The organism is Nocardioides lentus (assembly GCF_039529515.1).
Lineage (GTDB): Bacteria > Actinomycetota > Actinomycetes > Propionibacteriales > Nocardioidaceae > Nocardioides > Nocardioides lentus.
This window is the reverse complement of record NZ_BAAAMY010000005.1, coordinates 268,636-293,248: the sequence shown is the minus strand read 5'-3', so window position 1 is coordinate 293,248 and position 24,613 is coordinate 268,636. Positions and strand designations below refer to the sequence as shown.

Below are 24,613 nucleotides of genomic sequence, written 5' to 3'. Positions count from 1 at the left end.
CGGCCGGGGGAGGGGGTACCGGCGTCGCGTCGGTTGCGCATCGGAGGAAGATGGGTCACATGGTCAGGCAGGCACCGGTCAAGGACATCGACGAGTCGGAGCTGGAGGTCGGCCGCGAGAAGCACGCCGCCGCTGGTGTCACCGCCGTCGCGGTGTCGATGAAGCGCGCGATCGAGCAGATGGGCGTCAAGCGCACCGCGCAGACGCTCCTCAAGCTCAACCAGGTCGACGGCTACGACTGCCAGGGCTGCGCCTGGCCCGACCCCTCGCCCGACCACCGGCACACCGCCGAGTTCTGCGAGAACGGCGCGAAGGCCGTCACCGAGGAGGCGACCAAGCGCCACATCGGTCCGGAGTTCTTCGCCGCCCACCCGATGGCGGAGCTCAAGCAGAAGACCGACTACTGGCTCGGCCAGCAGGGCCGCATCACGCAGCCCATGGTCTACCGCGAGGGCGGCAGCCACTACGAGCCCATCGGCTGGGACGAGGCCTTCGGCATCATCGCCGGCGAGCTCAACGCGCTCGACAGCCCCGACGAGGCGATCTTCTACACCTCCGGCAAGACCTCCAACGAGGCCGCGTTCGCCTACCAGCTCTTCGTGCGCGCCTTCGGCACCAACAACCTGCCGGACTGCTCGAACATGTGCCACGAGTCCACCTCGGTGGCGCTCGCCGAGGCCATCGGCATCGGCAAGGGCTCGGTGCACCTGGAGGACCTCCACCAGGCCGAGCTGATCGTCATCGCCGGCCAGAACCCCGGCACCAACCACCCCCGCATGCTGCAGGCCCTCGAGATCGCCAAGGGCAACGGCGCCAAGATCCTCGCGATCAACCCGCTGCGCGAGGCCGGCCTGGTCCGCTTCAAGAACCCCCAGACCCCGAAGGGCGTCGTCGGCGGTGGCACCGGCCTGGCCGACCTGCACCTGCCGATCCGGGTCAACGGCGACCTCGCCCTGTTCCAGGCGATCGGCGCGCTGCTGCTCGAGTGGGGCTGCGTCGACCACGACTTCGTGCAGCGCCACACCGTCGGCTTCGACGAGTGGGCCGCCTCGGCTCGCGAGCTCGACTGGGACGCCGTGCTCCGCGCGACCGGCCTGAGCCGCGAGCTGATCGAGGAGGCCGCGGGGATGTTCCGCGACTCCGCGGCCACCGTGAACTGCTGGGCGATGGGCATCACGCAGCACCGCAACTCGGTGGCGACGATCCGCGAGTTCACCAACGTCGCGCTGCTGCAGGGCAACATCGGCAGGCCCGGCGCCGGCCTGTGCCCGGTCCGCGGCCACTCCAACGTGCAGGGCGACCGCACGATGGGGATCTGGGAACGTGCCCCCGAGCACTTCCTCGACGCGCTGCAGACGGAGTTCGGCTTCGACCCGCCGCGCGAGCACGGGCTCGACACGGTCGCCTCGATCGGGGCGCTGCGCGACGGCAGGGCCCACGTGTTCTTCGGCATGGGCGGCAACTTCGTCTCCGCTGTGCCGGACACCGAGGTGGCCGAGCAGGCCATGGCGCGGGCGTCGCTGACCGTCCACGTCTCGACCAAGCTCAACCGCTCCCACGTCACCCACGGCCGCACCGCGCTGATCCTCCCGGCGCTCGGGCGGTCCGAGAAGGACCGCACCGGCGGCCGTGAGCAGCGGGTCACCGTCGAGGACTCGATGTCGGCCGTCCACGCCTCGAAGGGTCCGCTCGAGCCCGCCTCGTCGCACCTGAGGTCCGAGGTCGACATCCTGTGCTCGATGGCGGAGGCCACGATCGGCGACCGCCACGGCATCCCGTGGTCGGACTTCCGCTCCGACTACACCGAGATCCGCCGCCGGATCGCGCGCGTCGTGCCCGGCTGCGCGGCGTACGACGAGAAGGTCGACCAGCCCGGCGGCTTCCAGCTGCCGCACCCGCCGCGGGACACCCGCACCTTCCCGACGGCGGCCGACAAGGCCATCTTCGCGGTCAACCCGCTGGACATCCTCCACGTGCCCGAGGGCCGGCTGCTGCTGCAGACGATGCGCAGCCACGACCAGTTCAACACCACGATCTACGGGCTGGACGACCGCTACCGCGGGGTGTCCAACGGCCGTCGGGTGATCTTCGTGCACCCCGACGACATCACGGCGCTCGGGCTGTCGGAGGGCGACTACGTCGACCTGGTCAGCGAGTGGTCGGACCCCGACCACGCGGACGCCCAGCTGGTCTACCGCCGGGCGCCCCGGTTCCGCGTGGTGCCCTACGACCAGCCCCGAGGCTGTGCGGCGGCGTACTACCCGGAGACCAACCCGCTGATCCCCCTGGACTCCAAGGCGCTGAAGAGCAACTGCCCGACCTCGAAGTCGGTCATCGTGCGCCTGGCCCCGGTCGACGTCGACGTCGCCGACGGCGGTGCGCTCGCGTCGTACCCCTCCGACTACGGGGTCGTCGCCGACGGCCAGGTCGGCGACGACGCGCAGAAGCAGTACGTCGAGCCGGACCAGCTCAGCTGAGGTCGTGACGACGTGAGCAACCTCGACACCCGGCCCGACGAGGTCACCTGTGAGCCGGAGCCCGGCGCCGGGGTCGAGGTGCTCACGCCGCGTGACGTGCCGCTGGGCGGCCCGCGGGCGATGCGGGTGCGACGGACGCTGCCCCAGCGGCAGCGCTCCCTGATCGGCGCGTGGTGCTTCGTCGACCACTACGGGCCCGACCGGGTCGCCGACACGGGCGGGATGGTCGTCGCCCCGCACCCCCACACCGGTCTGCAGACGGTGTCCTGGCTGTTCTCCGGCGAGATCCAGCACCGCGACTCCGCCGGGACGGCGGCGGTCGTCCGGCCGGGCGAGGTCAACCTGATGACCGCCGGTCGCGGGATCAGTCACTCCGAGGTGTCGCTCCCGGCCACCACCGAGCTCCACGGCGTGCAGCTCTGGGTCGCGCTGCCGGACGTGACGCGCGACGGCGGCCCCGGCTTCGCGCACCACGCCCCCGGGCTGGTGCGGCGCGACGGCCTGGCCGCGCGGGTGTTCCTCGGCTCGCTGCTGGGGGAGACCTCGCCCGTGACCACCCACACCCCGCTTCTCGGCGCCGAGCTGCTGCTCGACCCCGGCGCCCGGGTGCGGCTCGACGTCGACACGACCTTCGAGCACGGCGTCCTCGTCGACACCGGCGCCGTCCGCGCCGAGGGCACCGACCTGGCGGCCGCCGACCTCGGCTACCTCGCCCCCGGACGTGCCGTTCTCGACCTCGAGGCCGGCCCCGACGGCGCCCGTGTCGTCCTGCTGGGCGGCCCGCCGTTCGGCGAGGCGATCGTCATGTGGTGGAACTTCGTGGGCCGCACCCACGACGAGGTCGTCGCCTACCGCGACGCCTGGCAGGCCCAGCTGGTCGACGGCGTGCAGGTCGACGGTCGCTTCGGCGTGGTGGCCGACGAGCCGCTCGCCCCGCTGCCCGCCCCCGAGCTGCCGAACGCCCGGCTGCGCACCCGTTCCTGACCCCGGGTCGGAGAGGATGGGGCCGTGGAGGCAGTGACGGGTGAGGACGGGGTCGCGCGGTGCCCGTGGGCCGCGGCGCCGGGGGACATGCGGGCCTACCACGACACCGAGTGGGGGGTGCCCGTCTCGGGGGAGCAGGCGTACTTCGAGCGGCTGACCCTGGAGGCGTTCCAGTCGGGGCTGTCGTGGGCGATCATCCTGCGCAAGCGCCCCGGCTTCCGGGAGGCCTTCGCCGACTTCGACGTCGACGAGATCGCGACCTGGGGCGAGACCGAGCGTGGCCGGCTGCTCGCCGACGCCGGCATCGTCCGCAACCGCCTCAAGGTCGACGCCACCCTCGCCAACGCCCGCGCGACCGTCGCGTTGCGCGACCACGGCGGCCTCGAGGCGTTCGTCGAGTCCTACCGACCCCCGGCGGAGGCCCAGCCGGCCCCCCGCGCCACCGAGGAGGTCCCGACCACCTCGGAGGCCTCGACGCGGCTCAGCAAGGACCTCAAGCGCCGTGGCTTCGCCTTCGTCGGGCCCACTACGATGCACGCCCTGATGGAGGCCCTCGGGCTGGTCGACACCCACCTCACCGGCTGCCACCGACGCGGCGTCGCCGGCCGCGGGGGCGCCGTCCGCTGAGGCTGTCGGTCGAGCCCCCCGGGTGACAGGGTGGTCGGCGTGAACGTCTTCGGCGACGACGCCCTCGGCCAGCACGACGCGGTCGGCCTCGCGGCCGAGATCGCGGCCCGCCGGGTGGGCGTGCCCGAGGTCGTCGAGGCCGCGATCGCCCGCTCGGAGGCGACCGCCTCACGGCTCGGCGGCCTCGCCCACCGCGCGTACGACGGGGCGCGCGCGGAGGCGAGGGCCCCGCGGGGCGGGTTCTTCGCGGGCGTCCCCACCTGGATCAAGGACAACTCCGACGTGGCCGGCATGCCGACCCGCGAGGGCACCGACGCGTGGGACGCCGTCCCGGCCCGGTCGGACGGCGACCTCGCGCGACTCCACCGCGCCACCGGTCTCCTCGTCCTCGGCAAGTCCCAGCTCAGCGAGTTCGGCTTCTCCGCCTCCGCCGAGCACCCGCGCCTCGGCCCGGTCCGCAACCCGTGGGACCCCGACCGGACGGCGGGCGCCTCCTCGGCGGGCGCCGCGGTCCTGGTGGCCACGGGGGCCGTGCCGATCGCCCACGCCAACGACGGCGGCGGCTCCATCCGGATCCCCGCCTCCTGCACGGGACTGGTCGGCCTCAAGCCCACCCGGGGCCGGCTGGCGCAGGACCGGTCCCTGCGCGAGATGCCGGTCCGGATCGTGCAGGACGGCGTCCTGACCCGCACGGTCCGTGACACCGCGGCCTTCTACCGCGAGGCCGAGCGCGTCTACCGCGACCTGTCCCTGCCCCCGGTCGGCGACATCACCCGCCCCTCACGCACCCGGCTGCGCGTCGCCGTGGTGACCGCCGGCCCCCACCGCACCGCCGACCCCGAGGTCGTCGCGCTCACCGAGCGGACCGCGCGCACCCTCGAGGCGCTCGGGCACCACGTGGAGCCCGCGGCGGCCCCGGTGCCCGACAGCTTCCCCGACGACTTCGTCACCTACTGGGGGTTCCTCGCCCTGGCGAGCGTCGCCCGCGGGCGACGCCTGCACGGCCCGTCCTGGGACCCCGGGCGCCTCGACGCCCTCACCCTGCACCTGGCCCGCCACGCCCGCCGACGCCTGGCGCGGCTCCCGGTCGCGATGGCCCGTCTGCGGGCGACCGCGAGGGCCTCGGCTCGCTTCTTCCGGGGCTACGACGTCGTCCTCAGCCCCACCCTGGCGCAGCCGACGCCGCGGCTGGGCCACCTCGACCCGACCTCGGACGGCGCCCTCGTGCTGGAGCGCCTCATGGACTGGGTGGCCTTCACGCCGCTGCATAACGCGACCGGCGACCCCGCGGTCTCGCTGCCGCTGGCCACGACCGCGGCGGGCCTCCCGCAGGGCATGATGCTCGGCGCCGCGGCCGGCCGCGAGGCCGTGCTGCTGGAGCTGGCGTACGAGCTCGAGGAGGCCGTGGGCTGGGCTCCGCCGCCGCCCTGAGGGGCCGTCGGAGGTCCGGGGGGAGGCCGATTTCACCCCGCCACACGGCGGTGTGTATCGTTCTTCCGCGTTGCCCCTTTAGCTCAGTCGGCAGAGCGTCTCCATGGTAAGGAGAAGGTCTACGGTTCGATTCCGTAAAGGGGCTCTGGACCGGGTCGGCCGTCGTGGACGGCCGTGCGCCGCGGTCCACGGCGGGGTAGCTCAGGTGGTTAGAGCACACGACTCATAATCGTGGTGTCGCGGGTTCGAGTCCCGCCTCCGCTACCACGTACGACGCTCCACACCCGAGACTGAAGGACACAGCCGTGGCCAGCAAGAGCTCCGACGTTCGCCCCAAGATCACCCTCGCCTGCGTGGAGTGCAAGGAGCGGAACTACATCACCAAGAAGAACCGGCGCAACGACCCGGACCGCCTGGAGATGAAGAAGTTCTGCCCGCGCTGCCGCACCCACACCGCGCACCGCGAGACCCGCTGATCACCGCGGCGCCCGGCGCCGCACCGCAGACGCAGTCACCGAGGCGACCGTCCCCCACCGGGGCCGGTCGCCTCGCTGCGTCCCGGACCGGCGCCCGCGCCCGCGCCGACGATAGGTTGGACGACATGCCGCTCGCCGACGACCTCGTGGGTCGCAGCTACCCCCCGACCGCCCCGTACGACGTGACCGCCGTGAAGGTGCGCGAGTTCAACGCGGCCACCGGCGGCGACTCCGGGGGCGGGGACGAGCCCGCGATCCCGCCCACCTTCCCGATCGTCCTCGCGTTCGACGCGATGAACGCGTTCCTCGCCGCCGAGGGCATCGAGCTGTCGCGCATCGTCCACGGCGACCAGCGCTTCCGCTACGACCGCCCCGTCCGGCTGGGCGACCGGTTGACCGCGACCCTGACCGTCGCCTCGGTGCGCACCGTGGCGGGCAACGACATCATCGGCACCTCCAGCGCCGTCGTCGACGACGAGGGCCGAGCGGTCTGCACCGCGACCGCCACGCTCGTCCACCGTCCCGGGGCCGGGACCGGGACCGACGAGCAGGGGAGCGCCGCATGAACGCCGGTGACGCGCTCGGTCCCCGCACCTTCGTCGTCCGCCGCGAGGACCTCGTGCGCTACGCCGGGGCGAGCGGCGACCTCAACCCCATCCACTGGTCCGACCGGGTCGCGACGGCCGTCGGCCTGCCCGGCGTGATCGCCCACGGCATGCTCACCCTCGGCCTGGCGGGCCGCGCGGTGGCGGAGTGGACCGACGGCGCGGAGGTCGTCGAGCTGGGCTCGAAGTTCACCGCGCCCGTCGAGGTGCCCGACGACGACGACGGGGTCGAGGTCGTCGTCGCCGGCACCGTGAAGGCGGTCGAGGACGGTCTCGCCACCCTGGCGCTGACGGTCACCTGCGGCGAGAAGAAGGTGCTCGGCAACCCACGGGCGGTCGTGCGTGCCTGACGACCGGACCGGCGACGCGGCCGGGCCCCCGCTGCTGCGCGACCACACCACGCTGCGGCTGGGCGGGCCCGCCCGACGGTGGGTGCGGGCCACGACCACCGACGACCTCGTCGCCGCGGTCGCGGACGCCGACGGGGCCGGTGAGCCGGTCCTGGTCCTCGGGGGCGGCAGCAACCTCGTCGTCGCCGACGCCGGGTTCGACGGCGTGGTGGTCGAGGTCGCGACCCGCGGGGTCCGCACGGACACCGACCCCGAGGGCCGGCCCTCGTCCGACCCCGCGTGCGGCGGCGAGCTGGTCACCGTGGCGGCCGGCGAGGACTGGGACGAGCTGTGCGCGCGGGCGGCGGCGTCCGGGTGGGTGGGCGTCGAGGCGCTCTCCGGCATCCCCGGCTCGGTCGGCGCGACGCCGGTGCAGAACGTCGGGGCCTACGGGCAGGACGTCTCGCAGACCCTCTGGAGCGTCGCCGTGTGGGACCGCCACGAGCGTCGCCGCCGCACCCTCAGCGCCGCCGAGTGCGACTTCGGCTACCGCTCCAGCCGCTTCAAGCGCGAGACCGGTCGCTGGGTGGTCCTCGAGGTCACCTTCCAGCTGCTGCGTGGCGAGCTGGGTGCCCCGGTGAGGTACGCCGAGCTGGCCCGCGCCCTGGGTGTCGACGAGGGCGCCCGTGCTCCGCTGGCGGCGGTCCGCGACGCCGTCCTGGGCCTGCGCCGCGGCAAGGGCATGGTCCTCGACGCCGTCGACCACGACACCTGGAGCGCGGGCTCGTTCTTCACCAACCCCGTCCTCGACGAGACCGCCGCCGCCCGGCTGCCCGAGGACGCGCCCCGCTGGCCCGCCGACGGGGGCGTCAAGACCTCCGCCGCCTGGCTGATCCAGCACGCCGGGTTCGAGCGCGGCCACGGCCTCGACGCGCCGGACGCCCGGGTGGGGCTGTCCACCAAGCACACGCTGGCCCTGACCAACCGGGGCGGCGCCGCCACCGACGAGCTGCTGGCCCTGGCCCGCGAGGTCCGCGACGGCGTCGAGGCGGCGTACGGCGTGCGGCTGGTCAACGAGCCGGTGCTCGTCGGCTGCGTCCTCTAGGCCCGAGCCGGTCCAGACCGGAGCCGCACCGGGGCCGCGAGCGACCTACGATCCCGACGTGACCCGTCCCCGCCCGGGCCCGCCGGCCCTCGCCGCCCTGGCCCTCGTCGCCCTGGCCCTCCCGCTGGCCCTGCTCGTGCCGAGCGGCGCGGCCGCGGGACCGGCCGCCGGCCCGGCTCCGTCGAGCGCGGCGAGCGAGGTCGCGCCGGCGCCCGGCGCCACCACCCGGGCCGCCGCCGTCACCGCCTACCGCGACGTGCAGCGGGCCCAGCGGGTGCGTGCCGGCTGGACGGGCTCGGTGAAGGGCTGCCGGGTCGGCCGCGAGTCGGCCGCGTCGCTGAGCGCCACCCGCACCACCGTCAACCGGCTGCGCGACCTCGCGGGGGTCCGACCGGTCGCGCTGCGCGACTCGTTGAACCGCAAGGCGCTCGCCGCGGCGCTCATGATGCGCGCCCAGGGCTCGCTCAGCCACACGCCGCCCCGCAGCTGGCGGTGCTGGTCGCGCGCCGGCAGAGCGGCGGCGGGCAGCTCGAACCTCTTCCTCGGGCGCTCCGGCGCCGCCGCGATGGTCGGCTACACCGACGACGCGGGCATCGCCGAGCTCGGTCACCGTCGCTGGCTGCTCAACCCCGCGGCGCGCGTCTTCGGCTCGGGGTCCACGGGCTCGAGCAACGCCCTGTGGGTCTTCAGCGACACCCGGCCGGTGCCGGACGGCACCGCCGTGGCCTGGCCCCCGGCCGGCTTCGTCCCGCGGCCGTGGCTCTTCGCCGACTGGTCGCTCGAGGTCGTCGGCGGCGACGTCGACCTCGACGGTGCGCAGGTGCGGATGACCGTGGACGGCGGGGAGGTCGAGGTATCGGGCGTGCGCACCGCACCGCCGTCGTTCGGACCGGGTCACCTGGTCACCTGGCGGGTCGACCTCCCCCGCGCGGTCTCCTCGGGCGACCACGAGGTCGTCGTCACCGTCGCGGGGGTGGAGGTCGCCGGCGACACCACGCCGATCACCTGGACCACGACCACCGTCGACGTGGACTGAGCCGGCCCCGGGGCCCGGGGCACGCCGCTCCTCGGACGGCCGGGCCGGCCTCAGGGGGAGGTGGAGCCCGCCACCGCGAGGACGACGACGAGCACGATCCCGATGATGCCGAGCACCAGCAGCACCGTGCCGACGATCCCGAGGATCATGCCGGTCTGCGCCTGGCCGCGGCCGCCCAGCGCGCCGCCGGAGGCGTCGATCTCCCGCATGGCCCTGCGACCGGCGATCCACGCCCACGGCGACAGGAAGATCGTGATCCCGCACAGCAGCGAGCCCAGGGTCGAGACCAGGCCGACCACGAGCGCCGTCATGGCCTGCGGGTGGTCCTGGCGCACCGGTGCCCCGTAGCCGTACCCGTACGCCGGCTGCGCGCCGTACCCGGGCTGGCCGTAGGGGGCCTGCCCGTACGGCGGCTGGCCGTAGCCGTAGCCGCCCTGCTGCTGGCCGTAGGGGTCCTGGCCGTAGCCGCCCTGCTGCTGGCCGTAGGGGTCACGGCCGTGCTCGTCCCGACCGGACGACGGCCAGCCGTGCGAGCCCGCGCCGGGCTCGGGGGTGCCCGTCGGGGACCCGCCGTACTGCGTGGGGGCGTCCTCGGACCGGGCCCGACGCTCCGCGTCGTCGTTGATCTCGCGCCACCGCTCGGAGGGGTCGGAATCGCTCACGGCCCCCAGTGTGCCAAAGGCGGGCCTCAGGCGTCGGGCGGCGGCGCGGCGAGCCAGGCGTCGACCTCGCCCAGCAGGACGGAGCGCAGGGTCTCGGGCATGCGCGCCGCGCGCAGCGACATCCGACCGAGCTCGGCGAGGGTGGCGTCGTCGAGGTCGTGGGCGGCGCGCATGGTCGCGTACTGGGCGGCGAGCCGGGAGCCGAACAGCAGGGGGTCGTCGGCGCCGAGGGCGACGGCCACGCCCGCCTCCAGCAGCTCGGGCAGCGGCACCGAGGACAGGTCGGGGTGCACGCCGAGGGAGACGTTGGAGGTCGGGCACACCTCGAGGGCGACCCCGGCCTCGGCGACCCGGGCCAGCAGGGCGGGGTCCTCGACCACGCGGACGCCGTGACCGAGGCGGTCGGCGTGCAGGACGTCCAGGCAGGTGCGCACGCTGGCGGCTCCCAGCAGCTCGCCGCCGTGGGGGACCAGCGCGAGCCCGGCGCGCTCCGCGATCCGGAAGGCCGGCGCGAAGTCGGCCGTCGTGCCGCGGCGCTCGTCGTTGGACAGCCCGAAGCCCACGACGCCCCGTCCGGCGTACTGGCCCGCGAGACGCGCGAGCGTGCGCGCGTCCATCGGGTGACGGGTGCGGTTGGCCGCCACCACCACCGCGACCGGGACCCCGGTCAGGTGGGTGGCCTCCGCCGCGGCGTCCAGCACCAGCTCGGTGAACGCGGTGATCCCGTCGAAGCGCGCGGCGTAGCCGCTGGGGTCGACCTGGATCTCGAGCCACCGTCCGCCGTCGACGGCGTCGTCCTCGGCGGCCTCGCGCAGCAGGCGCCGGACGTCGTCGGGGGTGCGGAGCACCGACCGCGCGACGTCGTACAGGCGCTGGAAGCGGAACCAGCCCTTCTCGTCGGCCGCCGACAGCCGCGGCGGCCAGTCGGCGACCAGCGACTCGGGCAGGTGGATGCCGTCGCGTGCGGCCAGCTCGAGGAGCGTGCCGTGGCGCATCGACCCGGTGAAGTGCAGGTGCAGGTGCGCCTTGGGCAGCGTCTCGAGCGGCCGCCGGGCGACGGGGGAGGGCACGGGGGTGGGCTCAGCCCGCCAGCTTCTCGGCGGCGGCGAGACGCACGCACGTGGCCACCGCCTCCATCGCCTCGACCACCGAGTCCAGCGGGGGGAACGTCGGCGCGAGGCGGATGTTGCGGTCCTCCGGGTCGGCACCAGGGAACGCGGAGCCGGCCGGGGTGAGCGCGACGCCGGCGTCCTTGGCGAGCGAGATCACCCGCGAGGCGGTGCCCGGCAGCACGTCCAGGCTGACGAAGTAGCCGCCCTTGGGCCGGGTCCACTCCGCGATGCCGAGCCCGGCGAGGGAGTGGGTCAGGGCCTTGTCGACGGCCGCGAACTTCGGGGCGATCAGGGCCCGGTGCTTGGCCATGTGCTCGCGCACGCCGTCGGCGGAGCCGAACAGCTGCACGTGGCGCAGGTGGTTGGCCTTGTCCGGGCCGATGGAGCCCTGGCCCAGGTGGTGCAGGTACCAGGACACCGTGGCCTCCGAGCCCGCGAGGAACGCGACCCCGGCGCCGGCCCACGAGATCTTCGACGTCGAGGCGAACATGACGGCCCGGTCGGGGTGGCCCGCCTCCGCGCAGGCGCCGATCAGGTCGGCGCTGCGGTGCTCGGTGTCGGTGAGGTGGTGCAGCGCGTAGGCGTTGTCCCACAGGATCGTGAAGTCGTCGGCCGCGGTCGGCATCGCGGCCAGGCGGGCGGCCACCGCGTCGGACACGACGGTGCCGGTGGGGTTCGCGTACGTCGGGACGACCCACATCCCCTTGATCGTCGGGTCCTCGGCGACCAGCGCCTCGACGGCGTCCAGGTCCGGGCCCTCGTCGGTCATCGGCACGGGGACGTTCTCGATGCCGAACCAGGAGGTCAGGGTGAAGTGACGGTCGTAGCCGGGGGAGGGGCACAGGAACTTCACGGTCTCCTCGGCGCCCCACGGGCGCCCGCCGCCGGGGCCGCCCTTGAGCCACAGGTCGACGAGGACGTCGCGCATCATCACGAGGCTGGAGGTGCCACCCGCGACAAGTCGGTCGGCGTGCACGCCGAGCAGCTCGCCGAAGATGTCGCGGAGGTCGCCGAGACCCTGCAGGCCGCCGTAGTTGCGCACGTCGGTGCCGGTGGAGTCGGTGGTCGTCGTGGGCAGCGACATCAGGCCGTCGGCGAGGTCGAGCTGCTCCGGCGCGGGCTTGCCGCGGGTCAGGTCGAGGGACAGCCCGCGGCGCGTGAGGTCGTCGTACGACGAGCGCGCGGCGTCGAGGAACGCCGTCAGCTCGTCGGGCGACATCTGGCTCAGCGGGGTGGTGGGGACGCTGGTCGGCTGGCTCACCGTCCCATCGTCGCATCCGCGGCGGACACCCGCCGGACGGCGCCGCGCCCGGGCGCCGGTGCCGGGTCGGTTCGACTTGGGGTGGGGGCGCCCGTAGACTCCACCTTTGGTGTCCGAGGACCGGCGTCGCGCCGCGCGCGCAACCCGGGACGACGGCACCGGCGCGCACAGCGTCGAAGGGCACTAGCTCAACTGGCAGAGCATCGGTCTCCAAAACCGAAGGTTGGGGGTTCAAGTCCCTCGTGCCCTGCGAATCGACCCAGAGCGTCGACCCAGACGTGGACCGGCAGCAACGACGAGACGAAGGTGATCGGGCGTGACCGACAGCAGCGCAGTGCGCAGCTCGCGGGACGACTCGCGCGGGGACGGCCCCGGCGGCGGGCGCACCAACCCGATCACGTTCCTGCGTCAGGTCGTCGCCGAGCTGCGCAAGGTGGTGTGGCCGACCCAGCAGCAGCTGGTGACCTACTTCATCGTGGTGATGGTGTTCGTGCTGTTCATGATCGCGCTGGTCTCGTTGCTGGACCTCGGCTTCGGCCGCCTGGTCTTCGAGGTCTTCGCGCCCGACGGCGCCTGAGCCCCCACCTGAGTCGCTGGTGGCGCCCTCCGGGCGCCCCACCCCCACCCGCGAGACGAGATCCGAGGAACCCCACGCGTGTCCGAGCAGTACGACGTTGACGACACCCAGCCCGACGGGCAGCCGGTCATCACCGACCCGGAGAGCCCCGACGGAGCCGAGTCGACCACGATCGTCGAGCCGGTCGAGGACCGTGAGCTGGGCGAGGAGCCGACCGAGGACGCCGACGAGCTCGGCGAGGACGGCCCCGACACCGAGGTGGACGCCGCCGAGGACGCCGAGCCCGAGGACGCCGAGCCTGAGGACCCGCTGGAGGCGTTCCGGCGCGAGCTGTGGGCCAAGCCTGGCGACTGGTTCGTGGTCCACACCTACTCCGGCATGGAGAACCGGGTGCGGGCCAACCTCGAGAACCGCATCATCTCCCTCAACATGGAGGAGCTGATCCACGAGATCGTCGTGCCGACCGAGACGGTCGCCGAGATCAAGAACGGTCAGCGCAAGATGGTCCGCCGCACCGTCCTCCCCGGCTACGTGCTGGTCCGCATGGACCTGACCGACGAGTCCTGGTCCGCGGTGCGTCACACGCCGTCGGTGACCGGCTTCGTCGGCCACAGCCACCAGCCCGTGCCGCTGAGCATGACCGAGGTCGAGAACATGCTGGCCCCGGCCGTCATGGCCGCCGCGGAGTCCGAGGCGGCCGCCGCCGGCCAGACCTCGGGGTCCGGTGGGGCCACCACCGGCGGCGCGGCCCGCAAGCCGGCCATCGAGGTCGCCGACTTCGACGTGTCCGACTCGGTCATGGTCGTCGACGGCCCGTTCGCCACGCTCCACGCGACCATCACCGAGATCAACGCCGAGTCCCAGCGGGTCAAGGCCCTGGTCGAGATCTTCGGCCGGGAGACCCCGGTCGAGCTGAGCTTCGGCCAGATCCAGAAGGTCTGACCCGAGCCCGCGCGTCGGGACCCCGGTGAGGGGTGGACGCCGGAGGCGACCACCAGCACCACCAGCACCACCAGGAAACCTGTGGCAGGGGCACCCGCCCCGTCATGACCACACGAGAGAGAGGGCGACATGCCTCCCAAGAAGAAGATCGCTGCGCTGGTCAAGGTGCAGCTCCAGGCCGGTGCGGCCACCCCGGCTCCGCCGGTCGGTACGGCGCTCGGTCCCCACGGCGTCAACATCATGGAGTTCTGCAAGGCGTACAACGCCCAGACGGAGGCCATGCGCGGCAACGTGATCCCGGTCGAGATCACCATCTTCGAGGACCGGTCCTTCACGTTCGTCACGAAGACCCCGCCGGCCGCCGAGCTGATCAAGAAGGCCGCCGGCCTGGCCAAGGGCTCCAGCACCCCGCACACCGACAAGGTGGGCAAGCTGACCAAGGACCAGATCCGCGAGATCGCCACGACCAAGCTCCCCGACCTCAACGCGAACGACGTCGAGGGCGCCATGAAGATCGTCGAGGGCACCGCCCGCTCCATGGGCGTCACCACCGAGTGACCCGCACTCCCTGATCACCGCACACCCCGTGGGAGAGCCACGCGCTGGCTCACGCACCACATCCGTCCAGGAGGGACGACACATGCAGCGCAGCAAGACCTACCGGGCCGCCGCCGAGAAGATCGACGCGGACGCCCTGCACTCGCCGTACAACGCCATCGAGCTGGCGCGCGAGGTCTCGAAGAAGAAGTTCGACGAGACCGTCGACGTCGTCATGCGCCTCGGGGTCGACCCCCGCAAGGCCGACCAGATGGTCCGCGGCACCGTGAACCTGCCCCACGGCACCGGCAAGACGGCCCGCGTGCTGGTCTTCGCCAACGCCGAGAAGGCCGACGCCGCCCGTGAGGCCGGCGCCGACCACGTCGGCGGCGACGACATGATCGAGAAGGTCAACGGCGGCTGGCTCGACTTCGACGCCGTGGTCGCGACCCCCGACATGATGGGCAAGGTCGGGCGTCTCGGCCGGGTCCTCGGCCCCCGCGGCCTCATGCCGAACCCGAAGACCGGCACCGTGACGCCGGACGTGGCCAAGGCCGTGTCCGACATCAAGGGCGGCAAGATCGAGTTCCGCGTCGACCGCCACTCGAACCTGCACTTCATCATCGGCAAGGCCTCGTTCGACCAGGCCTCGCTGGCGGAGAACTACGCCGCCGCCCTCGAGGAGGTGCTGCGGCTCAAGCCGGCCAGCTCCAAGGGCCGCTACATCCGCAAGATCACGCTCTCCACGACGATGGGCCCCGGCATCCCCGTGGACCCGAACCGCACCAAGGACGTCGCCAGCGCCGACGAGGCCTGAGCCACGCCGCACGTCCGGACGGCCCGTCCCCGCGAGGGGGCGGGCCGTTCGTCGTCCGCGGCGTTTTGGTGTCGGCGCCCCCGGCCCCGTAAGGTCTCCTCCCGTAGCCGAAGACCGTCGGTCGGCCACCTCGCGAGGGGTGGTCCGAAGGACCCGCTATCGCGGGCGACCTGCGCAGGTGACACCGAGTGAGGCGCGAGTCGCGCCATCCGCCCTGTGCACCTGCACGGGGCGTCCTGCATTTCGCGGCCCTTCCGTCCGACGTGACGCGGCGGGGACCGGGCGACCGCCCGGACCCACGCACCGATCGACGGAAGGAGACCCATGGCGCGACCTGACAAGGACGCCGCGGTGGCGGAGATCGTCGACTCGTTCAACGGATCCGCCGGCGCCGTGCTGACCGAGTACCGCGGTCTCGACGTGAAGCAGCTCCAGGAGCTGCGTCGCTCGCTGGGCGACAACGCCAGCTATGCGGTCGTGAAGAACACCCTCGCCAAGATCGCCGCCCGCAAGGTCGGCATCGAGGGCTTCGACGACCTGCTCACCGGTCCGACCGCCATCGCCTTCATCTCGGGCGACGTGGTCGAGGCCGCCAAGGGCCTGCGCGACTTCGCCAAGGCGAACCCCGCGCTGGTCATCAAGGGCGGGATCCTGGACGGCAACCCCGTCGACGCCTCCCAGGTGGCCAAGCTGGCCGACCTGGAGTCGCGCGAGGTGCTGCTCGGCAAGATGGCGGGCGCGATGCTGGCCTCGCTGAGCCAGGCCGTCTACCTGCTCAACGCCCCGATCGCCCAGATGGCCCGCCTCGCCGGCGCCCTCGAGGCGAAGGCGACCGAGGACCCCTCGGTCCTCGCGGGCGGCGCCGGCACCCCGGCCGAGGCTCCTGCCGCGGACGCTGCCGACGAGGCGACGTCCGACGACGTGGCCACCGACGAGGCAGCCACCGACGAGGCCCCCGCGGCCGCGTCGACCGAGGCCTGAGCTCCACCCCGCACCACCCTCACCCGATCCGTAGTTCCTAGGAAGGAAGCCACCATGGCGAAGCTCTCCACCGCAGACCTCCTCGACCAGTTCAAGGAGATGACCCTCATCGAGCTCAGCGAGTTCGTGAAGGAGTTCGAGGACACCTTCGGCGTCACCGCGGCCGCTCCGGTCGCCGCGGCCGCCCCCGCCGCGGGCGGCGCTGCCGCCGGCGGCGAGGAGGCCGCCGAGCAGGACGAGTTCGACGTCGTCCTCGAGGCCGCCGGTGACAAGAAGATCAACGTCATCAAGGAGGTGCGCGCCCTGACCTCCCTCGGCCTGAAGGAGGCCAAGGACCTCGTCGAGTCGGCCCCCAAGGCCATCCTCGAGAAGGTCGCCAAGGACGTCGCCGAGAAGGCCAAGGAGTCCCTCGAGGGCGCCGGCGCCAGCGTCTCCCTGAAGTGACGCCGCGGCGCGGGCGCTGAGCCCGGGTCGAGACCCGGAGCCCGGCGCACGCCGCGCCGCACCTGCACGACCCGCTGCACCACGAGGGGCGGCCACCCGGACCGGGTGGCCGCCCCTCGTCGCGTCCCACCCACCGGGTCCCACCGGGGTCACGGTTCGGTGTCCGCGTGTTTACTCACGGGTAACCGGAGCACTAGCATTCACCGGCGGGAGTGACGAGACGCACGTAACCTTGCGGCGTCCGTCACGTTGTCAGGACGGTCCGGGTCTCGGGGGAGCCCGCATCGACACCGGTGTCGGGTGCGCAGACGAGAGGGAGGCACGGATGGGCGTCGAGATCGCCGTCGAGGGGCTGACGAAGTCGTTCGGCAAGCAGCTCATCTGGGGCGACGTCTCCCTCACCATCCCGGCCGGGGAGATCTGCGTGATGCTCGGCCCCTCCGGCACGGGCAAGTCGGTGTTCCTCAAGGCGCTGATCGGCCTGCTCAAGCCCGACCGGGGCTCGATCGTCATCGAGGGCGTCGACATCGCCAGCTGCAAGGAGCGCGACCTCTACGAGATCCGCAAGCTCTTCGGCGTGCTGTTCCAGGACGGCGCGATGTTCGGGTCGATGAACCTCTACGACAACGTCGCCTTCCCGCTGCGCGAGCACACCAAGAAGACCGAGTCCGAGGTCCGTGACGTGGTCATGGAGAAGATGGACCTGGTCGGTCTGCTGGGCTCGGAGGACAAGCTGCCCGGCGAGATCTCCGGCGGCATGCGCAAGCGCGCCGGCCTCGCCCGCGCCCTGGTCCTGGACCCGGAGATCGTGCTGTTCGACGAGCCGGACTCCGGTCTCGACCCGGTGCGCACGGCCTTCCTGAACCAGCTCATCGTCGACCTCAACGCGCAGATCGACGCGACCTTCCTGATCGTCACCCACGACATCAACACCGCGCGCACGGTGCCCGACAACATCGGCCTGCTCTACCACAAGCACCTGGCGATGTTCGGCCCCCGCGAGATGCTGCTGAGCTCCGAGGAGCCCGTGGTCCGTCAGTTCCTCAACGCCCAGCGCGTCGGTCCGATCGGCATGTCCGAGGAGAAGGACGCCGACGAGCTCGAGGCCGAGAAGGACCAGGAGCTGCCGCCGCTGCCGCCGATCCCGATGCAGATCGAGCCCTCCAACGGCATCCCGCGCCGCAGCCAGCGCGAGCCCGGGGCCTGGTGCCGCGACAACGGCGTGACCCCGCCCCCCGGCTCCTTCGAGGACGACAACGCCAGCCTCGCAGGGGCATGACGTGTCGACGGCCCTGAACTCGCGCGTCCTCGCGCCCATCGGCACCGCCGGCAAGCTGTTCGCGTTCGGCCTCGACGTCGGCCGTCAGCTGTTCCGGCGACCCTTCCAGCTGCGGGAGTTCATCCAGCAGGCGTGGTTCATCGCGTCCGTGACGATCATCCCCACCGCCCTCGTCGCCATCCCGTTCGGCGCCGTCATCTCGCTGCAGATCGGCAGCCTGATCCAGCAGTTCGGCGCACAGTCGTTCACCGGCTCGGCGTCCGTCCTCGCCGTCGTCCGCAACGCCGGCCCGATCGCCACCGCGCTGCTGATCTCCGGGGCCGCCGGGTCGGCGATCGCCGCCGACCTCGGCGCGCGCAAGATCCGCGAGGAGCTCGACGCGATGATGGTGCTGGGCATCGACCCGATCCAGCGTCTCGTGGTGCCGCGCGTGCTCGCGTGCATGCTGATCGCGGTCTTCCTCAACGGCCTCGTCAGCGTCGTGGGCGTCGCCGGGGGCTACGTGTTCAACGTGATCCTCCAGGGCGGCACCCCCGGCGCCTACCTCGCCAGCTTCACGGCGCTCGCCCAGCTCGCCGACGTCTGGCAGGGGATGATCAAGGCGCTGATCTTCGGGCTGATCGCGGCGATCGTGGCCTGCTACAAGGGCATGAACGCCGGCGGCGGACCCAAGGGCGTCGGCGACGCCGTCAACGAGTCGGTCGTCATCACCTTCCTGCTGCTGTTCGTCGTCAACTTCACCATGAGCGCGATCTACTTCCAGCTCGTGCCACCGAAGACGGGTTGACGCCGTGGCCACGTTGAAGTCGACGGTGCAGGCGCCCGCGCGCAAGCTGGAGGGGCTCGGACAGGAGCTCTCCTTCTACCTGCGCGCCCTCGCCTGGACCCCGCGCACGATCTCGCGCTACAAGAAGGAGATCCTGCGGATCCTCGCCGAGGTCACCCTCGGCAGTGGCGCCCTGGCGGTCATCGGCGGCACGGTGGGCGTGATCCTCGGGCTGTCGTTCTTCACCGGCACCGAGGTCGGCCTGCAGGGCTTCGCCGCGCTCGACCAGATCGGCACCGCCGCCTTCTCCGGGTTCGTGTCGGCCTACATCAACACCCGCGAGATCGCGCCGCTGGTCGCGGGCATCGCCCTCGCGGCCACGGTGGGCTGCGGCTTCACCGCCCAGCTCGGCGCCATGCGGATCTCCGAGGAGGTCGACGCCCTCGAGGTGATGGCGATCCCCTCACTGCCGTTCCTGGTGACGACGCGCATCATCGGCGGCCTCATCGCCATCATCCCGCTGTACGTCGTGGGCCTGCTGTCCTCCTACTTCGCGACGCGCCTGACGGTGACCCAGTTCTTCGGCCAGTCGGCCGGCACCTACGACTACTACTTCAACCAGTTCCTGCCCCCGCAGGACGTGCTCTGGTCGTTCGGCAAGGTGATGGTCTTCGCGGTCGCGGTGATCCTCATCCACTGCTACCACGGCTACAACGCCACCGGCGGCCCCGCCGGGGTCGGCGTCGCCGTGGGCTACGCCGTGCGCACCAGCATCGTCACGGTCAACGTGCTCGACCTGCTGCTGTCCATGGCGATCTGGGGCACCACCACGACGGTGAGGTTGGCCGGCTGATGAACGTCCTGAGGTGGCACAAGACCCTCGGCATCATCTTCCTGGTGATGCTCGTCCTCGGGGTCTACTTGACCTACGCGATCTTCACGCAGAAGTTCACCGACTTCCGCGAGGTCACGCTCGAGACCTCGAAGATCGGGCTGCAGCTGCCGCAGCGCGCGGACGTCAAGATCCGCGGCATGATCGTGGGCGAGGTCCGCGAGATCGACGTCACCGAGGACGGCGCCCGCCTCACCCTGGGCCTGTACGCCGACAAGCTCGAGGACATCCCCGCCGACGTCACCGGCTCGATCATCCCCAAGACGCTGTTCGGCCAGAAGGAGGTCGACCTCGTCGCGCCGCCGAACGGCACCGACGAGCCGATCGCCGAGGGCGCGGTCATCGACCGCACGGTCGTCGCGACGGAGGTCGAGGAGGTCCTCTCCGACCTCGAGCCGCTGCTGACCGCCGTGCAGCCCGGCGACCTCAACATGACGCTGAACGCCCTGGTCACGGCGCTCGAGGGGCGCGGCGACCGCCTCGGCGACAACATCGAGCGCCTGAACTCCTACCTGGGCAAGCTCAACCCCGAGCTGCCGGCGCTGATGGAGGACCTCCGGCTGACCGCCGAGGTCTCCGACGTCTACAACGACGTCATCCCCGAGCTGAGCAGCATCCTGCGCAACTCCGTGACGACCCTCGGCACCCTCGAGGGCCGGGAGCAGCGGCTGTCGGCGCTGCTCGGCGACGTCTCGCAGCTGTCCGGCACCGCGCAGACGTTCCTCGAGGACAACGGCGACAACCTGATCCGTCTCAGCGAGCTCGGCCCCCAGCAGCTGTCCGTGCTGGCGCGCTACGCCCCGGAGTACCCGTGCCTGCTGGGCGGGATCGTCGGCGCCGGCGCCGACCAGGGGGAGGCCTTCCGGGACTTCACCCTGCACATCAACCTCGAGCTCCTGCCGCAGCAGCCGCGGTCCTACACGCCCGACGAGGTGCCCCAGCTCGGCGCCGACAACGGGCCGTACTGCGGCGAGCTGCCGAACCCGTCGTACAACCAGGGCAACAAGTTCACCGACATCCCCGACTTCGACGACGGCGTGAACGACGCGACCCTGCGCAGCCCCGGCAACCAGCGCCCCGCCCCCGGCTCGGCGGTCGACGGCCCCGCGGCCGAGGGCCTGCCGCGCTACAGCTCGAACGGCGCGGGCTTCGTCGGCGGTCCCGACGAGGCCGCCCTGATGCGCAGCATGCTGGCCCCGGCGATGGGCGTCGCCGCCGACGAGGTCCCCGACCTCGGGCCCCTGCTGCTCGGACCCATGGCCCGCGGCGCGGAGGTGGAGCTGCGATGAGGAACCGCGCCCTGGTGCTCGACGGCGTCAAGCTCGTCGTCTTCTTCGTGGTGACGGCGCTCGCCACGAGCCTGCTGGTCATCACCATCGGCAACCTCACCTTCGGTGAGCAGCGCGAGTACAAGGCCGACTTCGTCGACGCCACCGGCGTCGTCAAGGGCGACGACGTGCGGGTCGCCGGCGTCAAGGTCGGCACGGTCAAGGACGTGCAGGTCGTCGACGAGACCGACCTCGCGCGGGTCACGTTCACCGTCGCCGAGGAGACCGCGGTCACCGGCGCCACCGACGTGGCGATCCGCTACCGCAACCTCGTCGGTCAGCGCTACCTCGCGCTCACCCAGGAGATCGGTGACGCCGACCGGCTGCCGGTCGGGACGGTGATCCCGGTCGAGCGCACCGACCCCGCCCTCGACCTCACCGTGCTGTTCAACGGCTTCAAGCCGCTGTTCCGGGCGCTGAGCCCCGCCGACCTCAACCAGCTGTCGGGCGAGATCATCCAGGTCTTCCAGGGCGAGGGCGGCACCGTGGAGTCGCTGCTCGAGCGCACCGCGTCGGTCACCTCGACGCTGGCCAACCGCGACCAGCTGATCGGCGACCTGATCACCAACCTCAACCGGATCCTGGTGACGGTCGGCAACCGCGAGGACGAGCTGTCCGACCTGATCGTCAACTTCCGCACCCTGGTCTCGGGGCTGCGCTCGGACCGTCGCCCGCTGCTGGACTCGCTCGAGGGCATCTCCGACCTGGCCGTGGAGACCGCCGACCTGGTGTCGGGGGCGCGCCCGCCGCTGGTGCAGGACATCCGCCAGCTCGACCGCCTCGCCGGCAACCTCGACCGCCCCCGCGACACCGCCGAGATCGACCGGGCCCTGCAGGTCCTGCCCATCAAGCTGCGCAAGATCGGGCGGACCGCCGTGTACGGCTCCTACTTCAACTTCTACCTCTGCAACTTCGAGGGCCGCCTCGACGTCTCGGCGCTCCCGAAGCCGATCCGCGACCTGCTGCTCGACGGTCGGAGCAACCTCTCGATCAACTACCCCGAGGACTTCCCCGGGACCACGCTCGGGGAGAGGTGCAACCTCGGATGAAGCCCTTCCGCGAGCGCAACCCCGTCATCATCGGCGCCATCGGGTTCGCCCTGATCGCCGCGCTGATGACCGCCGCCTTCCGGGCCAGCGACCTGCCGATCATCGGCGGCGGCGACATCTACTACGCCGAGTTCAGCGAGGCCGGCGGCCTGCAGGCCGACGACGAGGTCCGCGTCGCCGGCGTGAGGGTCGGCGTCGTCGAGGCCGTGGAGCTCGACGGCGACCGGGTCAAGGTCCGCTTCCGCATCGAGGAGGACACCGGCTTCGGCCAGGACACCGGCGCCTCGATCCGGATCAAGACCCTGCTGGGGTCCATGTTCCTGGCCCTCGAGCCGTCCGGGACCGGGCAGCTCGCGGCCGAGTCGACCATCCCGATGGACCGCACCGCCTCGCCGTACGACGTGGTGCAGGCCTTCGAGGGGCTCGGCGAGACCACCCGCGAGCTCGACACCGGCCAGCTCGCGGACTCCTTCACGACGCTGGCCGACCTGACCCGCGAGACGCCCGAGGAGTTCCGCGCCGCCCTGACCGGCGTGTCGGCCATCTCCGACACCCTCGCCTCCCGCGACGAGGAGCTCAACGAGCTGCTCGGCAACCTCGAGGACGTCTCGGGGACGCTCGAGGCCCGCGACGACGACATCGTGGCGCTCCTCGAGGACGCCGACGTGCTGTTCCGGGCGGTGGTCGCGCGACGCCAGGCGATCAGCGACCTGCTGGACGCGACCTCCGAGCTGTCGGTGGAGCTGACGCGGCTGGTGCGGGAGTCGCGCGACGACCTGCGACCCGCCCTGCGCAAGCTCGGCAACGTCGAGGACACGCTGCTGCGCAACGAGGACAACCTCGAGGAGAGCCTGGACCTGATGGTGCCCTTCTACCGGGTCTTCCAGAACACGCTGGGCACCGGCCCGTGGTTCGACACCCTCATCGACAACTTCCCGACGACGCTCCCGTCGTTCGGGGACGCGGTCGGTGGTGCCACCGGCGGCGGCAACGGCGGCAACGGCGGCGCGGGCGGTGGTCGTCGGTGAAGCGCCTGGCCGGGCTCGGCCGCTTCGCGGTCCCGCTCGTCATCCTCGCCCTCGTCGCCACGGCGGCCGTGGTCGTCTTCTCGACCCCGGACCGCACGACGATCACGGCGTACTTCCCCCGCACCATCTCGATCTTCGAGGGCAGCGACGTGCGGATCCTCGGCGTCCCGGTCGGCAAGGTCGAGACGGTCGAGCCGCAGGGGACGCGCGTCGAGGTGACCATGTTCGTCGACTCCGAGGGCGTCCAGGTGCCCGAGGACGCCGGTGCCGTGATCATCGCGCCCTCGGTGGTCGGCGACCGCTTCGTGCAGCTCACGCCGGCCTTCAGCGAGGGCGACACCCCGATGGCGGACGGGGCCGAGATCCCGCAGGACCGCACCGAGGTCCCGCTGGAGCTGGACCAGATCTACGACGGCCTCAACGACCTGACCGTGGCCGTCGGCCCGGAGGGCGCCAACAGCAACGGAGCGCTGTCGGACCTCCTCGCGCAGGCCTCCCGCAACTTCGGCGGCCAGGGCGAGCGCTTCAACCAGACGGTCACCGACCTGGGCCGCCTCACCGAGACGCTCGACAACAACAAGGACAACCTGTTCGCGAGCATCGACAACCTGGACGGGTTCATCCAGACGCTCGCCGACAACGACCAGACGGTGCGGGACTTCAACGAGTCGATCGCGGACGTCTCCGACGTGCTGGCCGACGAGCGCGAGGACCTGGCGGCGGCGCTGCGCAACCTCGGCACCGCCACGACCGAGGTCGCCACGTTCGTCCGAGACAACCGCGGGGAGCTGGGCCGCAACATCCGCGGGCTCCGGCGGGTGACCCAGATCCTCGTCGACAAGCGCGACGCCTTCGACGAGATCCTCCGGACCGCCCCGATCGCGCTCAACAACCTGGGCGGCACCTACAACCGCGACGCCGGCACCCTGGACACGCGCGCGAACCTGACGGAGGGGATCGGCCAGCTGATCACCAAGCCGGGCCAGGCGCTGTGCAGCATCCTGCGACCCGGCGGCACGGGGCAGAGCGACCCCGAGGACCTCTGCAACGACCTCCTCGGCGACATCGAGTTCGAGAACCCGCGGGCGGCCCCGCTCGGCGGCGGGGCGCAGCCCGTGCCGGAGCTCGGGCCCCGCGAGAGCTTCGACCCCACCCTGGCCGGTCTCGTGGAGGTGACCCGATGAGGACCACCACCTCCCGGCTCGCCCGCCGCGCGCGCGCCGTCGTCCTCGCGCTGGTCGGCGTGGTGCTGCTGTCGTCCTGCGAGTTCAGCGTCTTCTCGATCCCGCTGCCCGGCGGGCCCGACACCGGCGACGACCCGATGACGGTTACCGCGCAGTTCCGCGACGTGATGGACCTCGTGCCGCAGTCCAACGTGAAGGTCGACGACGTCGACGTCGGGAAGATCACCGACATCCGCGTCGACGGCTACACGGCGGTCGTCGAGATGGAGGTCCAGAGCGACCTCGGCCTGCCGGCCGACACCTTCGCCCGGATCCGCCAGACCAGCCTGCTGGGCGAGAAGTTCGTCTCGCTCGAGGCCCCCGAGGGCAGCAGCACCGAGGCGGGCCCGCTGGAGGACGGCGCGATGATCCCGCTCGAGCGCACGGGTCGCAACCCGGAGGTCGAGGAGGTCCTCGGCGCGCTCAGCCTGCTGCTCAACGGCGGCGGGATCGGACAGCTGCAGGTCATCACCCAGGAGCTCAACAACGCGCTCGACGGCCGCGAGCCCGAGCTGCGCTCCGCGCTGCGCCGGCTCAACCGCTTCGCGACGGTCGCCGACGACAACAAGGAGGACATCGTCGACGCGATCGACTCCCTCAACGAGCTCTCGAAGTCGGCCAACGACCAGACCGACACCATCGAGC

Annotated in this window: 26 protein-coding genes and 3 tRNA genes; 26 read left to right on the top strand and 3 right to left on the bottom strand. The window is 72.3% G+C overall.

The window, feature by feature from the left end; translation table 11 throughout:
- The first annotated feature begins 59 nt into the window (after positions 1–59).
- The 11 genes from ABD158_RS12295 to ABD158_RS12245 all read left to right on the top strand — a co-directional run bounded on the left by ABD158_RS12295 (position 60) and on the right by ABD158_RS12245 (position 9,070).
- Positions 60–2,477, top strand: coding sequence for an FdhF/YdeP family oxidoreductase (locus ABD158_RS12295; RefSeq protein WP_344007557.1), 2,418 nt, complete (start codon positions 60–62; stop codon positions 2,475–2,477).
- Between the two features lie 12 nt (positions 2,478–2,489).
- Positions 2,490–3,461: a pirin family protein gene (locus tag ABD158_RS12290; RefSeq protein WP_344007555.1), complete on the top strand. Its 972-nt coding sequence runs from the start codon at positions 2,490–2,492 to the stop codon at positions 3,459–3,461.
- 24 nt (positions 3,462–3,485) lie between these two features.
- Positions 3,486–4,088, top strand: coding sequence for a DNA-3-methyladenine glycosylase I (locus ABD158_RS12285; RefSeq protein WP_344007553.1), 603 nt, complete (start codon positions 3,486–3,488; stop codon positions 4,086–4,088).
- 39 nt (positions 4,089–4,127) lie between these two features.
- Positions 4,128–5,519, top strand: coding sequence for an amidase (locus tag ABD158_RS12280; protein ID WP_344007551.1), 1,392 nt, complete (start codon positions 4,128–4,130; stop codon positions 5,517–5,519).
- 72 nt (positions 5,520–5,591) lie between these two features.
- Positions 5,592–5,664: transfer RNA gene (locus tag ABD158_RS12275), tRNA-Thr, on the top strand.
- A 45-nt stretch (positions 5,665–5,709) separates the two neighbouring features.
- A tRNA-Met gene (locus tag ABD158_RS12270) sits at positions 5,710–5,786 on the top strand.
- Positions 5,787–5,824: 38 nt separating this feature from the next.
- Entirely contained in the window at positions 5,825–5,995 is a 171-nt protein-coding gene (gene rpmG, locus ABD158_RS12265; RefSeq protein ID WP_221024354.1) for a 50S ribosomal protein L33, read from the top strand.
- Between the two features lie 125 nt (positions 5,996–6,120).
- Positions 6,121–6,561, top strand: coding sequence for an FAS1-like dehydratase domain-containing protein (locus tag ABD158_RS12260; RefSeq protein WP_344007546.1), 441 nt, complete (start codon positions 6,121–6,123; stop codon positions 6,559–6,561).
- The gene (locus tag ABD158_RS12255; protein WP_344007544.1) at positions 6,558–6,950 is read left to right on the top strand and encodes a MaoC/PaaZ C-terminal domain-containing protein; all 393 of its coding nucleotides are present in this window, start codon (positions 6,558–6,560) and stop codon (positions 6,948–6,950) included. Before ABD158_RS12260 ends, ABD158_RS12255 begins: the two co-directional genes overlap by 4 nt.
- The gene (locus ABD158_RS12250) at positions 6,943–8,034 is read left to right on the top strand and encodes a UDP-N-acetylmuramate dehydrogenase (protein ID WP_344007542.1); all 1,092 of its coding nucleotides are present in this window, start codon (positions 6,943–6,945) and stop codon (positions 8,032–8,034) included. Before ABD158_RS12255 ends, ABD158_RS12250 begins: the two co-directional genes overlap by 8 nt.
- Positions 8,035–8,092: 58 nt before the next feature.
- Positions 8,093–9,070 (top strand): CAP domain-containing protein, encoded by a 978-nt coding sequence (locus tag ABD158_RS12245; RefSeq protein WP_344007540.1) that lies wholly within the window; start codon positions 8,093–8,095, stop codon positions 9,068–9,070.
- Positions 9,071–9,120: 50 nt separating this feature from the next.
- On the opposite strand, the gene ABD158_RS12240 is transcribed toward ABD158_RS12245, so the two are convergent.
- From ABD158_RS12240 to ABD158_RS12230, 3 genes are read right to left on the bottom strand one after another with little or no spacing between them, the layout of a single operon-like run.
- Entirely contained in the window at positions 9,121–9,732 is a 612-nt protein-coding gene (locus ABD158_RS12240; RefSeq protein WP_344007538.1) for a DUF4190 domain-containing protein, read from the bottom strand.
- 26 nt (positions 9,733–9,758) lie between these two features.
- A complete protein-coding gene (locus ABD158_RS12235; RefSeq protein WP_344007536.1) occupies positions 9,759–10,802 on the bottom strand; it encodes an adenosine deaminase in 1,044 nt (347 codons plus the stop codon).
- A 10-nt stretch (positions 10,803–10,812) separates the two neighbouring features.
- Positions 10,813–12,063, bottom strand: coding sequence for an aspartate aminotransferase type Ic (locus ABD158_RS12230; RefSeq protein WP_344007994.1), 1,251 nt, complete (start codon positions 12,061–12,063; stop codon positions 10,813–10,815).
- Positions 12,064–12,282: 219 nt separating this feature from the next.
- Here ABD158_RS12230 and ABD158_RS12225 point away from each other — a divergent pair.
- The 15 genes from ABD158_RS12225 to ABD158_RS12155 all read left to right on the top strand — a co-directional run.
- Positions 12,283–12,355: transfer RNA gene (locus ABD158_RS12225), tRNA-Trp, on the top strand.
- 66 nt (positions 12,356–12,421) lie between these two features.
- Positions 12,422–12,682 carry a preprotein translocase subunit SecE gene (gene secE, locus ABD158_RS12220; RefSeq protein ID WP_425573194.1) on the top strand — a complete coding sequence of 87 codons (261 nt, stop codon included), beginning with the start codon at positions 12,422–12,424 and terminating at the stop codon, positions 12,680–12,682.
- Between the two features lie 60 nt (positions 12,683–12,742).
- The gene (nusG, locus tag ABD158_RS12215) at positions 12,743–13,624 is read left to right on the top strand and encodes a transcription termination/antitermination protein NusG (RefSeq protein ID WP_425573198.1); all 882 of its coding nucleotides are present in this window, start codon (positions 12,743–12,745) and stop codon (positions 13,622–13,624) included.
- 129 nt (positions 13,625–13,753) lie between these two features.
- Positions 13,754–14,182 carry a 50S ribosomal protein L11 gene (rplK, locus tag ABD158_RS12210; RefSeq protein WP_344007532.1) on the top strand — a complete coding sequence of 143 codons (429 nt, stop codon included), beginning with the start codon at positions 13,754–13,756 and terminating at the stop codon, positions 14,180–14,182.
- Between the two features lie 82 nt (positions 14,183–14,264).
- Positions 14,265–14,978, top strand: coding sequence for a 50S ribosomal protein L1 (gene rplA, locus ABD158_RS12205; protein WP_344007530.1), 714 nt, complete (start codon positions 14,265–14,267; stop codon positions 14,976–14,978).
- A gap of 324 nt (positions 14,979–15,302) precedes the next feature.
- A complete protein-coding gene (gene rplJ, locus ABD158_RS12200) occupies positions 15,303–15,959 on the top strand; it encodes a 50S ribosomal protein L10 (RefSeq protein ID WP_344007528.1) in 657 nt (218 codons plus the stop codon).
- Between the two features lie 54 nt (positions 15,960–16,013).
- Positions 16,014–16,403, top strand: a complete 390-nt coding sequence (rplL, locus tag ABD158_RS12195; RefSeq protein ID WP_344007526.1) for a 50S ribosomal protein L7/L12 — start codon at positions 16,014–16,016, stop codon at positions 16,401–16,403.
- 325 nt (positions 16,404–16,728) lie between these two features.
- Positions 16,729–17,682 (top strand): ABC transporter ATP-binding protein, encoded by a 954-nt coding sequence (locus ABD158_RS12190; RefSeq protein ID WP_344007524.1) that lies wholly within the window; start codon positions 16,729–16,731, stop codon positions 17,680–17,682.
- 1 nt (position 17,683) lies between these two features.
- Positions 17,684–18,469, top strand: a complete 786-nt coding sequence (locus ABD158_RS12185) for an MlaE family ABC transporter permease (protein WP_344007523.1) — start codon at positions 17,684–17,686, stop codon at positions 18,467–18,469.
- Between the two features lie 4 nt (positions 18,470–18,473).
- A complete protein-coding gene (locus tag ABD158_RS12180; protein ID WP_344007522.1) occupies positions 18,474–19,301 on the top strand; it encodes an MlaE family ABC transporter permease in 828 nt (275 codons plus the stop codon).
- A complete protein-coding gene (locus tag ABD158_RS12175) occupies positions 19,301–20,629 on the top strand; it encodes an MCE family protein (protein ID WP_344007520.1) in 1,329 nt (442 codons plus the stop codon). The genes ABD158_RS12180 and ABD158_RS12175 overlap by 1 nt, the downstream gene beginning before the upstream one ends.
- Positions 20,626–21,717, top strand: a complete 1,092-nt coding sequence (locus tag ABD158_RS12170) for an MCE family protein (protein ID WP_344007518.1) — start codon at positions 20,626–20,628, stop codon at positions 21,715–21,717. The genes ABD158_RS12175 and ABD158_RS12170 overlap by 4 nt, the downstream gene beginning before the upstream one ends.
- A complete protein-coding gene (locus tag ABD158_RS12165) occupies positions 21,714–22,745 on the top strand; it encodes an MCE family protein (protein WP_344007516.1) in 1,032 nt (343 codons plus the stop codon). Before ABD158_RS12170 ends, ABD158_RS12165 begins: the two co-directional genes overlap by 4 nt.
- On the top strand, positions 22,742–23,929 hold the full coding sequence (locus ABD158_RS12160) for an MCE family protein (RefSeq protein WP_344007514.1): 1,188 nt from the start codon (positions 22,742–22,744) through the stop codon (positions 23,927–23,929). Before ABD158_RS12165 ends, ABD158_RS12160 begins: the two co-directional genes overlap by 4 nt.
- Positions 23,926–24,613 (top strand): MCE family protein (locus tag ABD158_RS12155; protein WP_344007512.1); only part of this gene is annotated, 688 nt, incomplete at its 3' end. The genes ABD158_RS12160 and ABD158_RS12155, both read left to right, overlap by 4 nt.